The organism is Cognatilysobacter segetis, assembly GCF_004359965.1.
Lineage (GTDB): Bacteria > Pseudomonadota > Gammaproteobacteria > Xanthomonadales > Xanthomonadaceae > Cognatilysobacter > Cognatilysobacter segetis.
Map to the genome: position 1 here is coordinate 1 of NZ_SMRQ01000008.1, position 12635 is coordinate 12635.

The 12635-nt window shown below is 68.8% G+C and carries 13 protein-coding genes; 3 read left to right on the plus strand and 10 right to left on the minus strand.

The window, feature by feature from the left end; all coding sequences use genetic code 11:
• The coding region (locus E4F61_RS02860; protein WP_202908928.1) for a reprolysin-like metallopeptidase at nt 1-1856 on the minus strand (1856 nt) is incomplete at its 3' end.
• Between the two features lie 139 nt (nt 1857-1995).
• Nucleotides 1996-3408, minus strand: coding sequence for a mannose-1-phosphate guanylyltransferase/mannose-6-phosphate isomerase (locus E4F61_RS02865; RefSeq protein ID WP_133478164.1), 1413 nt, complete (start codon nt 3406-3408; stop codon nt 1996-1998).
• 123 nt (nt 3409-3531) lie between these two features.
• Here E4F61_RS02865 and E4F61_RS02870 point away from each other — a divergent pair, with 123 nt between their 5' ends.
• The 3 genes from E4F61_RS02870 (at nt 3532) to galE (ending at nt 6317) form a co-directional block, all read left to right on the plus strand.
• Nucleotides 3532-4284: an electron transfer flavoprotein subunit beta/FixA family protein gene (locus E4F61_RS02870; protein ID WP_133478166.1), complete on the plus strand. Its 753-nt coding sequence runs from the start codon at nt 3532-3534 to the stop codon at nt 4282-4284.
• Between the two features lie 84 nt (nt 4285-4368).
• Nucleotides 4369-5307 carry an electron transfer flavoprotein subunit alpha/FixB family protein gene (locus E4F61_RS02875; protein ID WP_133478167.1) on the plus strand — a complete coding sequence of 313 codons (939 nt, stop codon included), beginning with the start codon at nt 4369-4371 and terminating at the stop codon, nt 5305-5307.
• Nucleotides 5308-5309: 2 nt separating this feature from the next.
• Nucleotides 5310-6317 carry a UDP-glucose 4-epimerase GalE gene (galE, locus tag E4F61_RS02880; protein ID WP_133478168.1) on the plus strand — a complete coding sequence of 336 codons (1008 nt, stop codon included), beginning with the start codon at nt 5310-5312 and terminating at the stop codon, nt 6315-6317.
• Nucleotides 6318-6321: 4 nt separating this feature from the next.
• Here galE and E4F61_RS02885 read toward each other — a convergent pair whose 3' ends face one another.
• The 8 genes from E4F61_RS02885 to E4F61_RS02915 form a co-directional block, all read right to left on the minus strand.
• Nucleotides 6322-6960, minus strand: a complete 639-nt coding sequence (locus tag E4F61_RS02885) for a class I SAM-dependent methyltransferase (RefSeq protein WP_162301377.1) — start codon at nt 6958-6960, stop codon at nt 6322-6324.
• Complete coding sequence (locus E4F61_RS14605; protein WP_162301378.1) at nt 6908-7282, minus strand: DUF2304 domain-containing protein; 375 nt, start codon at nt 7280-7282, stop codon at nt 6908-6910. The genes E4F61_RS02885 and E4F61_RS14605 overlap by 53 nt, the downstream gene beginning before the upstream one ends.
• Nucleotides 7279-8058, minus strand: a complete 780-nt coding sequence (locus E4F61_RS02895; protein ID WP_202908929.1) for a glycosyltransferase family 2 protein — start codon at nt 8056-8058, stop codon at nt 7279-7281. Before E4F61_RS02895 ends, E4F61_RS14605 begins: the two co-directional genes overlap by 4 nt.
• Nucleotides 8001-8372 (minus strand): DMT family transporter, encoded by a 372-nt coding sequence (locus tag E4F61_RS02900; RefSeq protein WP_133478171.1) that lies wholly within the window; start codon nt 8370-8372, stop codon nt 8001-8003. Before E4F61_RS02900 ends, E4F61_RS02895 begins: the two co-directional genes overlap by 58 nt.
• A complete protein-coding gene (locus tag E4F61_RS14610; protein WP_162301379.1) occupies nt 8372-9214 on the minus strand; it encodes a glycosyltransferase family 2 protein in 843 nt (280 codons plus the stop codon). The genes E4F61_RS02900 and E4F61_RS14610 overlap by 1 nt, the downstream gene beginning before the upstream one ends.
• Complete coding sequence (locus E4F61_RS14615; RefSeq protein WP_162301380.1) at nt 9211-10656, minus strand: hypothetical protein; 1446 nt, start codon at nt 10654-10656, stop codon at nt 9211-9213. Before E4F61_RS14615 ends, E4F61_RS14610 begins: the two co-directional genes overlap by 4 nt.
• Nucleotides 10657-10679: 23 nt before the next feature.
• Nucleotides 10680-11270 carry a hypothetical protein gene (locus tag E4F61_RS02910; protein WP_133478173.1) on the minus strand — a complete coding sequence of 197 codons (591 nt, stop codon included), beginning with the start codon at nt 11268-11270 and terminating at the stop codon, nt 10680-10682.
• A gap of 281 nt (nt 11271-11551) precedes the next feature.
• A complete protein-coding gene (locus E4F61_RS02915) occupies nt 11552-12622 on the minus strand; it encodes a glycosyltransferase family protein (RefSeq protein ID WP_133478174.1) in 1071 nt (356 codons plus the stop codon).
• Nucleotides 12623-12635 lie beyond the last annotated feature (13 nt).

Here is a 12635-nt window from a genome sequence, read left to right on the forward strand (position 1 = left end):
TCGGCCTTGCCGTCACCGTTGACGTCGCCCGCACCGGCGAGGTTCCAGCCGGCCGGCGGGCGGCTCGAGACCGACACCGGCGTGCCGAGGACGCCACCCGCGGCACCCATCGAGACGTACACCGTCTGGCTGGCCACCGACATCACGTCGGCGAAGCCATCGCCGTTGAAGTCGCCGATCGCGATCGCGGACGTGCCCGCCGGGAGCGAGCCACTGTTCTGACTCACTGCGAGGGTCGTGCCGTTCATCAGCCACGTGCCGAGCTGCCCGCCGGCCGTGTTCTGCCAGACGATGTCGGACATGCCATCGCCATTGAGATCGCGCGCCACCTTGCGGACGGCCGGCGGCGTGTCCGCGACCTTGGCGGCGCGGAACGTCGCGATGGTCGGGATCGTCTGCGTCAGCGTCCGCGCATTGTCCGCCTCGTTCTCGACGCCGCAGGCGAGCCCGCCGCACATGGTGGTGCGGGGATTGGAGAACACGCGATAGCTCGTCTGGCCGGAATCGCCGTAGGCCATGACGGTGTAGAAGTTGCCATTGGTCGCGGTCGTCTTGTAACCGAACGAATACGTGAACGCGCCGTACTCGTTGTTCTGCAACGTGTTGTCCGAGCCCATGGAGGTGGCGCGGTCGTGCGCGGCGCCCATGTTGTGGCCAAGCTCGTGCGCGAGCGTCTCCTCGCGGCAGAAGTAGGTCTTGCCGTCGGTGCCCTGGTCACGGCCGTCGCTGACGACGGAATAGCCGAAGTACTCGTCGCTCTGCGTGACCGTGTCGCGGCCGCCACCGATCAGCCAGGCGATGCCGCAGCCGTCGTGTTCCGGGTCGTAGAAGCGGCGCACCAGCGACACCACGTCCGCGCCGTACGTCTCGCGTGCCTGTCGCAGTGCGCTGAACGCCGCGTTCGGCGTGGTCTGGCCACCGCCGGTGCCGGACTTGTAGCCCGTCAGCTCTTCAAGCGCGGTCGAATTGGAGTTGAGCTCGGTGTAGTTCACCGCCAGCGTCTTGACCAGGCGCACGCGCGCGGCCACCTGGCTGTTCACGTACGCCTGGTTGGTGATGTCCACCATGTTGTTCAATCGGGTCTGCGCCTGCGACTCGCCGCCGTAGTACGTGACGAAGCCGGGCGTGTAGCCGAGCACGAGATCCACCACGGTGTTGCCCTGCGCATCCAGCGCTGCGGCGGTGGCGCCTGCCGCGGACGGCTGCGCACCCGACGTGCTGTCCAGGCCCTCCGCGCTCGGCGGCAGCAGCGCATCGGTTTCCGTCGGCCGCGTGGCGCGGTTCTCGATCGTCGCCAGCCGGACCGGATCGGTTTCGATCATCCACGCGACGCCGTCCTTGATCGTGAGACGCAGGGGCAGGCCCGCGCTCTGGCCGATGGTGCCGAAGGCGGCCTTGGCGCCGAAGGTGATGATCGCCTCCCGACCGCGCGCGCCATCGAGGGCGCCGACCCACGTCCAGTCCCCGTTTTCGTGCTCGACGTGACGCTCGTAGCGGAAACGCAACTGTTCGCCGGAAGGCGAACGCAGGGAAAGCGTGCCGCCGATCGCCGCGCGCGCATGCGCTTCGCTGACATCCGCGCGATGCCAGGTATAGGCGCCGTCGTAGCGGACGACGGGCGTCGAGGGATAGGCGAGCAGATCGCCGCGGTCCGGCGTGGAGGCGAATCGATGCAGCGTGGCGAGCGCAGCGGGCCCACCCGCGAGGCCCGCGGTCGACCCCTGGACGGTTGCAGTCGGCATCGACCGCGCGGCGGCGGGCATGTCGTTCGCCTGCGAGGCCGACCCCTGCCGCTCGGACGAACAGGCGGCCATCGCGAGCGCCGCGGCCAGAATCAGCGGAAAACGGAAGTTCATGGATCACCCCACCCCTAAGCTACGGGTGATGGTGAGGTGAACCCGGCGCGGGTGCAATCGGATCCCATCCACAATCCGCGTATTCCGGCGCGTTTTCCGCTGCCGCTCATCGCGTGTTAACCGAACGCCGCCGCCCCGTTCAGGAACGTCCGTACACGTCCTCCAGCCGGACGATGTCGTCCTCGCCCAGATAAGCGCCGGACTGCACCTCGATGAGTTCCACCGGCTCGCTTCCGCGGTTGCGCAGCCGGTGCACGCTGCCCTGCGGAATGAAGGTGCTCTCGTTGGCGCGCAGGTCGAACACGCGATCGTCGCAGGTGACTTCCGCCACGCCCGAGACGACGATCCAGTGCTCGGCCCGACGCGAATGCTTCTGCAGGCTCAGCGCCGCGCCCGGCTTGACCACGATGCGCTTGACCTGGAAGCCCGGGCCGACCGCGAGCGAGTCGTAGCTGCCCCACGGGCGATAGACCTTGCGGTGCACGAGATGCTCCGTGCGGCCCGCGGCCTTGAGGCGGTCGACCAGCAGCTTGACGTCCTGGACGCGATCCTTGCGCGCCACCAGCGTCGCGTCGGGCGTGTCCGCGATGACCAGGTCCTCGACGCCGAGCGTCGCGATCATGCGGCGCTCGGAGGCGCGCACGAGGCAGCCGCGACTGTCGACCGCGATCACGTCGCCGTCGAGCCGGTTGTCGTCGGCATCGCGCTGCGCGACCGACCACAGCGCCGACCACGAGCCGATGTCGCTCCAGCCGCAACTGACCGGTACCACCGCCGCGCGATCGGTCTTCTCCATCACGGCGTAGTCGATCGAGTCGCTCGGGCCGCGCGCGAACGCCTCCGCGTCGATGCGGATGAAGTCGAGGTCGGCCTGTGCGCTGGCGTACGCCTCGCGCGCCGCGGCCGCGATCGCCGGCGCATGACGCTCGAGCTCCTCGAGGTAGCGCGTCGCACGGAACAGGAACATGCCGGAATTCCACGAATATCCGCCATGCTCGAGGTACGCCCCCGCGGTCGCGAGATCGGGCTTCTCGACGAAGCGCTCCACCGCGAAGCCGGCGCCGTCCAGTGGCGCGCCGCGCAGGATGTAGCCGTACCCGGTCTCGGCGTAGTCGGGCCGGATGCCGAAGGTGACCAGCCACCCGGCGTCGGCGAGGCCGACCGCATGGGCGACCGCGTCGCGGAACGCAGACTCGTCCTCGATCAGGTGGTCGGCCGGCAGCACCAGCATCAACGCGTCCGGATCGCGCGCGGCCAGGTGCGAGGCCGCCAGCGCGATCGCGGGCGCCGTGTTGCGCGCCGCGGGCTCCAGCAGGATGCCGCCGTTGCCGAGGCCGACCGCCTGCAGCTGTTCGCCGACCATGAAGCGGTGGTCGTCCGCGCAGACCGTGACCGGCGCGGCCGCGCCGGGCAGCCGGCTCGCGCGCAGGAGCGTCTCCTGGTAGAGCGAGCGGTCGCCGACCAGGGCGAGGAACTGCTTGGGCTGGTTCTGGCGCGACAGCGGCCACAGCCGCGTACCGCTGCCACCGCTCAGCACGACGGGATGCAGCATCGGTTCGTCCACAGGGAAGGCCGCGACAGGATACGCCGGTCGCCCCTCACGCCCGGCAGGCGCAGTCGGCTAAAATCGGCCGCCTCCAGCGCGCGCCGCGCGCCCGACACGGAATTCCACCCGATGAAGATCCTCGTCGCCTACAAGCGCGTGGTGGACTACAACGTCCGCATCCAGGTCAAGCCCGACGGCACCGGCGTCGTCACCGAGGGCGTCAAGCTCTCGCCGAACCCGTTCGACGAGATCGCGCTCGAAGAAGCACTGCGCCTGCGCGACAAGGGCATCGCGACCGAGGTCGTGGTCGCCACCATCGCCCCGGCCGACGCCCAGCCGCACCTGCGCAACGGCCTCGCGATGGGCGCGAACCGCGCGATCCACGTGGTGGTCGACGCCGGCACGGACGTGCAGCCGCTCACCGCGGCGCGGGCGCTGCTCAAGCTGGTCGAGCGCGAGCAGCCCGACCTCGTCATCCTCGGCAAGCAGGCGATCGACGACGACGCCAGCCAGACCGGCCAGATGCTGGCCACGCTGTGGGGCCGTCCGCAGGCGACCTTCGCCTCCAAGCTCGACGTCGCCGACGGCAAGGCCACCGTGGTGCGCGAGGTCGACGCCGGCCTCGAGACGCTCGAGGTCGACCTGCCGGCGGTGGTCACCACCGACCTGCGCCTCAACGAGCCGCGCTTCATCAAGCTGCCCGACATCATGAAGGCCAAGAGCAAGCCGCTCGAGACGCTGCCCTTCGCCGACCTGGGCGTCGACGCGGGCGCGGGCCTGACGACGACGTCGTTCGCGCCGCCGGCCAAGCGCTCGAAGGGCATCATGGTCAAGGACGCCGCCGAGCTCATCGCGACACTGAAGCAGCGCGGCCTGCTGTAACGCATCGCCGGCGGACCGCGCTGCGCGCGACCGCCCGGCACGTCGGTTCCCGCACGCGGGAACACCGAAACCGAGGAGACAACGATGTCCAAGGTCCTGATCGTCGCCGAGCACCTGGGCGGCCACCTCAACGCCTCCACCGCCAAGTGCGTCACCGCCGCGAAGGCGCTGTCGCCCGAGTCGATCGACGTCGTCGTGCTCGCCGACGACGCGTCGGCGGTCGCCGCCGAGGCGGCGAAGCTCGCGGGCGTCACCCGGGTGCTCACCGTGTCGAACCCCGCGAACGCGCACGCGATCGCGCAGGTGCTCGCGCCGCAGGTCGCGCAGCTCGCCGCGGGCTACACGCACGTGTTCGGGCCCAGCACCACGTTCGGCAAGGACCTGATGCCCTGCGTCGCCGCGCTGCTGAACGCGCCGCAGGTGTCGGACGCGATGGCCGTCGACGGCCCGCGAACGTTCAAGCGGCCGATCTACGCCGGCAACGCGATCGTGACGGTGGAGGTCCCGGAGGGCGTGGTCGTCGTCGCGACGATCCGCACGGCCTCCTTCGCCGAGATCGCGCGCGACGGCAACGCGGCCGTCGAGGCGGTGAATGTCGATGCCGCGCTGCCGGCGCACACGCGTTTCGTCGGCCTCGCCGCGGGCTCCAGCGACCGCCCCGACCTGCAGAGCGCCAAGCGCGTCGTCTCGGGCGGCCGCGGCGTCGGCTCGGCGGAGAACTTCAGGATCGTCTACGAGCTGGCCGACAAGCTCGGCGCCGCCGTCGGCGCCTCGCGCGCAGCGGTCGACGCGGGCTACGTGCCGAACGAGATGCAGGTCGGCCAGACCGGCAAGATCATCGCGCCCGAGCTCTACATCGCCGTCGGCATTTCCGGCGCGATCCAGCATCTGACCGGCATCAAGGACGCCGGCACGATCGTCGCGATCAACAAGGACCCGGATTCGGCGATCTTCGAGATCGCGGATATCGGGCTGGTGGGGGATCTGTTCCAGATTCTCCCGGAGGTCGCGGCAGCTCTCTGACGATGCGGATTCTCGTCACCGGAGGCACCGGGTACATCGGCTCGCATACCTGCGTGGAGCTGCTGGAGCGCGGTCACGACGTCGTCGTCCTGGACAACCTGGTGAACAGCCACCGCTCGGTCCTCGACCACGTCTCGGCGGTCGCGGGCCGCGCTCCGGTGTTCGTGGAAGCCGACGTGCGCGACGCCGGCCGGGTGGCGGACGTGCTCTCCGCATATCGGATCGAGGCCGTGCTGCACTTCGCTGCCCTGAAGGCGGTCGGCGAATCCTGGAGCTATCCGCTCGAGTACTACGACACCAACGTGGGTGGCACGCTGGCGCTTCTCGGCGCCATGCGCACGTCGGGCGTCTCGACGCTCGTCTTCAGTTCGACGGCGACCGTTTACGGCGAACCCGACCACTGCCCCGTCGGCGAGGATGCGCCCCGCGTGGGCGTCAATCCTTACGGTCGCACGAAGTTGATGGTCGAGCATGCGCTCGAAGACCTCGACCGCGCGTGGCCGGAACTGCGCGTGGCCGTGCTGCGCTATTTCAATCCCGTCGGTGCGCACCCGTCGGGGCAGCTGGGCGAGGATCCGCGCGGCACCCCCAACAACCTCATGCCGCTGGTCGCGCTGGCGGCTGCCGGCCACCTCGAACGGCTGCAGGTGTTCGGCGACGATTACCCCACGCCCGACGGAACCGGCGTCCGCGACTACATCCACGTGGTCGACCTCGCGCAAGCGCACGTGGAAGCCCTCGGACACCTCGTGCGCGCAGGTGAATCGATCACGCTCAACCTCGGCACCGGTCGCGGTTACAGCGTGCTTGAAGTGATTCGCGCGTTCGAGCGCGCGTCCGGGCGTGTCGTCCCGTACGAGGTGGTTGCGCGTCGTCCGGGTGACGCCGCCCGCAGCTACGCCGACCCGACGCGCGCGAACGCGCTCCTTGGCTGGAAAGCACGCCTCGGGCTCGACGCGATGTGCGAAGACGCGTGGCGGTGGAGGCAGCACCTCGACGCGCTGCAGTGAAGCGTCACCGCGCGGTGGACTGGAATACCGCGTGCAGCTCGTTGTAGACGAACACGTCGCCCGCGCGCCGGAATGGAAACGGGAAGTAGAAGCTGCGGCGGATGGACCAGTGTTGGTCCTGCGCCCGGTCCAGCATCGCCGCATCGACGAACACCCGATGCGTCGAATCGATCTTGAACCCTGCGCGCCCCGGAACGATGACCAGGATCCGTTCGATCTTCAGGCGACGCGCCGCTTCGAGCAGCTGGCGCAACACATCGAGCGGCTCGTCGAGATGCTCCAGCACGTGGCTGATCACCATCGACCGCAAGCCCTCGTTGCCATCGAGCAGGGACAGGCTCCAACCGTCCTGGAAGCCGTCGTAGAAATCGACGGGCAACCCGTTCGAGCGGCAATACTCGACCGTCGCCTTGTTGTATTCGAGTCCGCGCGATCCCGCGGGCAGGTAACCGAGCAGTTCACCGACGCCGCAGCCGAAGTCGAGGGTCGGCCCCTCGACCTGCGCCGCGGCACGCTTCAGGTAGATCCGCCGCACATACTTGCGCAGCGCGCTCCGGTCGGCTTGATAGCGGGTGTAGTCCGAATCGAATTCAGTCGCCAAGGCCGCCTCCTTCCGTCGGGCGCGCCGTCGGAACTTCTTCACGATCCTTCGGCATGCGCACGGTCGACATCGAGATGTGGCGCGCGAGGTCGGTGATCGACTGATGCAACTCGCGCTGTTTCAGGGCGAGGTTGAGCAGCATCACGAAGCTCGTCGCGCTGTAGCAGTACAGCACGAGGTCGGCGCCGCGCGTGACCCCGGACATGCCCGCGATCCGGTCGGCGACCGCCGGAAACCAGACGAGGAACATGCCTGCCAGGCTGATGCCGATCAGCGAGAGCCCGACGAGTTTCGAGCGCCGCCATTCGCGCAGCCCGTAGGCGATGACGAGGAGACCGAACGCGGAAAGTAGATACCGGATCACTTGCGGATCCTCGCCAGAAGCAGGTCGAGCAGGATATTGAAGGCACCGAAACCCGATTGCCCCTTCGCCATGGAGTAGTCGGTGTAGCGGATGATCACCGGCGCCTCGACGTAGGTGAAGCCGTGGCGCGCGATCTCTTCCAGGATTTCGGAAGCGTGGGCCATCCGGTTCTGGCGGATGCGGATCGTCGCCGCCGCGTCCGACCGCAGTACGCGAAGCCCGTTGTGCGCGTCCGTCACCCGCAAACCGGTGGTGATCCGCGTGAACACCGTCGCGGCCTTCAACAGCAGGCGCCGGCTGGCGCGGATGTTTTCGGCGCTGCCGAGGAACCGGCTTCCGAGCGCCACCTGCGCACCCTGCTCGTGCAGGCGCCGCAGCATTTCGGCTGCGTCCTCCGGACGGTGCTGGCCGTCCGCGTCGAAGGTGACCACGTGATCGAAGCCCGCCCGGCAGGCCCACGCGATACCCGTCTGCAGCGCCGCGCCCTGTCCGAGGTTGATGGGATGAGTGAGGACCGTGGCGCCAGCGGCGAGCGCGCGTTCGCCCGTGTCGTCCCTCGATCCGTCGTCTACGACCACCACGTGCGGGAAAAGCCGCATCGCGTCCACGACGACGCCGTGGATCATCGCCGCTTCGTTGTACGCGGCAATTACGACAGCCGCTCGCTCGTTGAGTATCGACGCCGCCATGACCTCGCCTCCTCCACCGGCTCCAGGGCTCACTTCTGCGTTGCCACGAAAAGCACGCCCGTCGAGATCATCAGGATGCCCGCCCACTGCAGCGAGCTCAGCCGCTCGCCGTAGAAGTACCAGCCCGCGAACGCGGTGATGGTGTACACCATCGCTCCGCTGATCGCGAAGGACACGGCGAGCTTCTCGCGCGTCAGCACGAAGAACCAGGTGACGTAGCCGGCGACCTGCAGGACCAGCGCGAGCCAGACCAGCGGATTGAGCGCCGCGCCCAGCACGAAGTCCACGGGACCGTGCGCCAGCGCGACCTTCATGGCCGGCATGTTGACCGCCTTCTTGAGGATCATCTGTGCCACCAGCGTGCACAGCGTGGTGGTCGCGATCAGAACGTAGGTCAGCACTAGATGTATCCCTGGTAGGAGCGTCGGTACAGGCGACCGAGGAGGACGGCCACGGGTTCGGGCCACAGGGCCCGGAAGACCATCAGGTCCTCGCGCGCCCGACTGCCGTCGTCGAGGCATCGCGCGGTTTCGCTCGAGGTGTGTACGCGATGGTCCATCAGCTGCCCGGGCACGCGGGTCACGCGTCCGGCGGCCGACAGGTCGAGCCACGCCAGCCAGTCCATGTTCGTGCGCAGGTCTTCGCGGAAGCGGAATCCGGGAGCCACGGCCCGGTTGATGCTGACCGCGGGGCAGACCACGGGATTTCCGAACCCGAACAGCATGCGTCGCGCCAGCGGCCCGGCAATGGACCGCCGGCCCAGGAACGCCAAGGCCACCATCAGCCGTTTGACGCGCGCATTGGAGCCGGATGCACGACGCTCGCCGCTCTCGCTGATCTCGCCGGCGTCGCAGAAGTACATCGCGGACCCCGGCGCCCGCGAATGGGCATCGAGCAGCGCGGCAACGAAGCGGGCGTCGTAGACGTCGTCCTGGTGCGCGATCGTGACCAGCGGGGTCTCGGCGGCATCGAGCGCTGCATTCCAGTCCCGCCCGATCCCGCCATTGGGCCCGTGCACCACGAGGCGCGCGCCGAAGGCGCGGCAGGTCGCGTCCAGCCCGTCGAACGGCGTCGACGTGGCCACGACCACGCGCCCCGGCGCGGTCTGACCGGCCAGCGACTGCAGGCAGGCCTCGAGATGCGGCGATCGGCCGTATGCAGGCACGACGAAGGTATGTTGCGGGCCCGCGGCCGAAGCCGCACCCGCGGCGCGCCCGCCGGCTGCGCCGGATTCGCGGCTCACGGGCGCCGCCGTCCGAACGCCGGGCGGCCGCGTGCCGCGCCGAGCCACACGAGCCACAGCATCGAGACGAGGCAGACCGCCGGATACAGATAGCGGAAGTCGCAGGCGATGGAGGTCGGTAGGTAGGACGCGTACAACAGCGCCGTTCCGATCGCCACCGGCACCGTGCCGCGCTTGAGTCGCGCATGCATCGGCGAGAACAGGATCAGCAGCGTTACCAGCACGAGCGCGATCGCGTAGGCGAAGTGGCGGAAGATCGGCCAGTAGACGAGCCCGCGCGACGCGTCGTAGATCGACTGGTCGTAGCGGTCGAGTCCGGGCACGAAGCCCAGCCGGCTCAGCCGCGCATTGTCGCCGTCGATGCCGACGTGCACCGGCAGGCAGGCCTTGACGCCGTCGACGTCGAGAATGGACCGGAACACCGCGAGTCGATGGGCGGCGTACGCCTTCGGTTCCGCGCGCACCATCGCCCACCACATCTTCCGCACGCCGCCGTAGCCCGGCAGCGACAGCCATTGGGTGACGGCCGGGCTGTACCACAGGAAGTCGCCGCGATCCGCGGAGTACACGCTGCGTACCTGCGCCCGGAGCTCGTCGTTCATGGCGATGGGCAGCCGGTCGCTCGGCGTCTGCGATCGCGCCACCATGCCGGCGATGTCGTACTGCATCAGGCCGTTGAAGCCGACCTGGCTGCCGAAGCGGTCGTCCTGATGGATGGTGCGTGCCACCGCGGCATCGAAGACGACGAGACCGGCCCCGAACGCCAGCACGATCGACAGTGCTGCCGCCGCGGCACGGGATCGCGACAGGCCGCGCAGCGACGCAGCCCCCAGCATCGGCAGCACCAGCAGGACCGGTGCCATGAAGATGCCCTGCTGCCGCACCCGCATCGCGAACGCGAGCAGAAGCGCCGACGCCACGGCCCATGCGATCGCCGGGCGTCGCGCTGCGACGCAGGACATCAGGCCGGCGGCGACCCCTGCCGCGAGGAAGGTCGCGAACACCACGTCCTTCCAGACGATCCCGACGTAGATGCCGATGACCGGGTTCGCGATCACCAGGATCGCGGCCGCTGCGCGCATCACGATACTGCGCGGCGAGCGCAGCGGTCCGGCGCGGAACGCCGCGACCGCCGAGAGCGCGAGCGCCAGGTACGTGCAGATGGCATTGAAGGCCATCAACCGGCCGACCCCGGCGGGACCGGGGCCGAACCAGCGCAGCAAGGCGCTCGTATGGGGCGGATTCCAGGTTTCCGACCGCCCCGTGCTGGCCTCGATCACCTGCATGCTCGAGTCCATCGAGATGTGGCCGGGGTAGTGCAGCCAGATGGCGACGGCCGACAACACCGCTGCCAGCAGGATCATCACCATCGCGGGCCAGCGGGGTCCCTCGGCCACGACGTCGTGGCCGTCCCGCCAGGACGCCGATGCGGTGGGGTCCACGGAGCGCTCCTGGAGCCGGGTGATCAGCGGATGCTGATCGACTGGTTCGTCGCGCAGGACACCTTCTTGTCGGTGCCGTTGTCGACGAAGTAGATCGCGTAGTCACCCGGGTCGACGTTGCTGAAGGCGACATCGGCCATGTAGCCGGACTTGTCGAATGCGGGCGTCTTGAAGAAGTCGGCGACATCCTGGCGCGGGCGGCCGGTCTCGACCGGCAGGCGGTAGCTCTTGATGCCGGAAAGCACGATGTCGACCTTGGCGGGAACCGTGCCTGCGTCCTTGTTCACGGCGAAGCCGACGACGCGGTAGCTCTTGTCGCGCGTCGCCACGTAGCTGTTGGGCTTCGCGCCGGGGCTCGACTGGTTTTCGGGCACGGTCACGACGTTCTCGACCGAGCAGACGCCGCTGTTCAGCGACTGCGTGATGGCATCGACGGTCTCCTGCGCGGCCTCGAACTGCGCACCGGCCGGCAGCACCTTGGGCGCGGACGCGGGGTTGGCCGAGCTCGTCTGCGGCGCAGGCTGATCCATCTTTTCGCTGCAACCGGCAGCGACGACGCAGAACGACACGAGGGCGAGAAAACGGGTGGCAAGCACGGCTCGACGGGGAATCATGGGAATCTCCGGACAGGGGAAGTCGGTGGCAAGGCGGGCGGCGAACCGCGGGACCGGCCGTTCAGGCGCGCCATAATCCCAGCAACGCGCCGGCAGGGGCAAGGTGAGGCGGGATCAGACGATGGAATGCCCGGAGCGCCGACCGGTCAGGACGGCCCGCGCGACGCTGCGCCAGCCGCCTGCCCGGTAGAGGGACACGACGGCATCCATGCGCGCCCGGCGCGCGCGCGGGTCACGCAGGCACGCCAGCGCGACTCGCGCCAGCGCACGCATCCTGCCCGTCAGGCGATCTTTTTTTTTAGCGCAAGACTGTCGTATTCGAGCGGCCCCTGGTGCTCCATCCAGCCACGGAGGCCCGCGCCCGACGTGACGTCGAACGGATCGGGGAACGCGTCCTGGAGGTCGGGGCGCTCGCGATAGATACGGCGATGCAGCAGCGGAATGGGCGTCCCGTCGGAATACGCGCCGAAGGCCCAGGGCAACCGCGAAACCGGTTCATCGTCGTCGAAGCGCGCTTCGCTCGAGTACCAGTTCACCAGTGCCTCGACCGACGCGTTCCCGCCGGCGTTCTTGGCCGCCATGGCGCGGTGCGCGCCGCTGTCAAAACCGGTGAAGTGATAGAAGCCCAGGGGCTGTCCGTCGACGGTGAATCCGGAGGCGAGATCGCCCGCGAGCGCGCGCTGCGTGAGGTTCCACGTCGCCACGTTGAACCGGGGGCTCTTGAGGATTTCGACACCGTCGAAAAACGCGGGTGCAAGATCGATCCAGCGCTGGTCGGTGAAGAGCCCGCCCGGGATGTCCGCGACGCAGAAGTGATAGATGCGATCGGCCCACCATTGCGCGAACCGCTGCCCCTCGGCGGTTTTCCTGACGCCGAGAAAGCCGAGGTTGTAGATGCCGTGCTTCAGCGCGGCGATCTCGTTGTCCCGGATCGCATCGAGCGTGGTTTCCGGAACCGTGAGGTGCGGCGTCAGCGCGACGTCGCCGCGATCGAGTTGCTCGAGGAGATCGTCCAGTCGCGAGAACAGCACCATGTCCGGATCGAAATACAGCACGCGATCCACGTCCGGGCGCGCCAGCGTCTCGACCAGGACGAACGGCTTGATCGCGGTCGCGAGCTCGACGATCGAGTGGAAGAACGTCCAGCGGCGACGATCGGGAATGTCGAGGTCGGCCAACGCCACGACCCGGTCGATCGGCTCGGCGCTGAGGTCGAAGGCGGGATTCCGCTCGTCCGCAAGCGCGAGGACGATCTCGAACTCGGGGTGGTGGCGCCGAATCGAGGCGCAGAGCTTGCGCACCTTGGGCAGGTAGTTCAGCGCTGCGGACGTGTATGCGACGGTCTTTCCCACTACGACGGCTCCC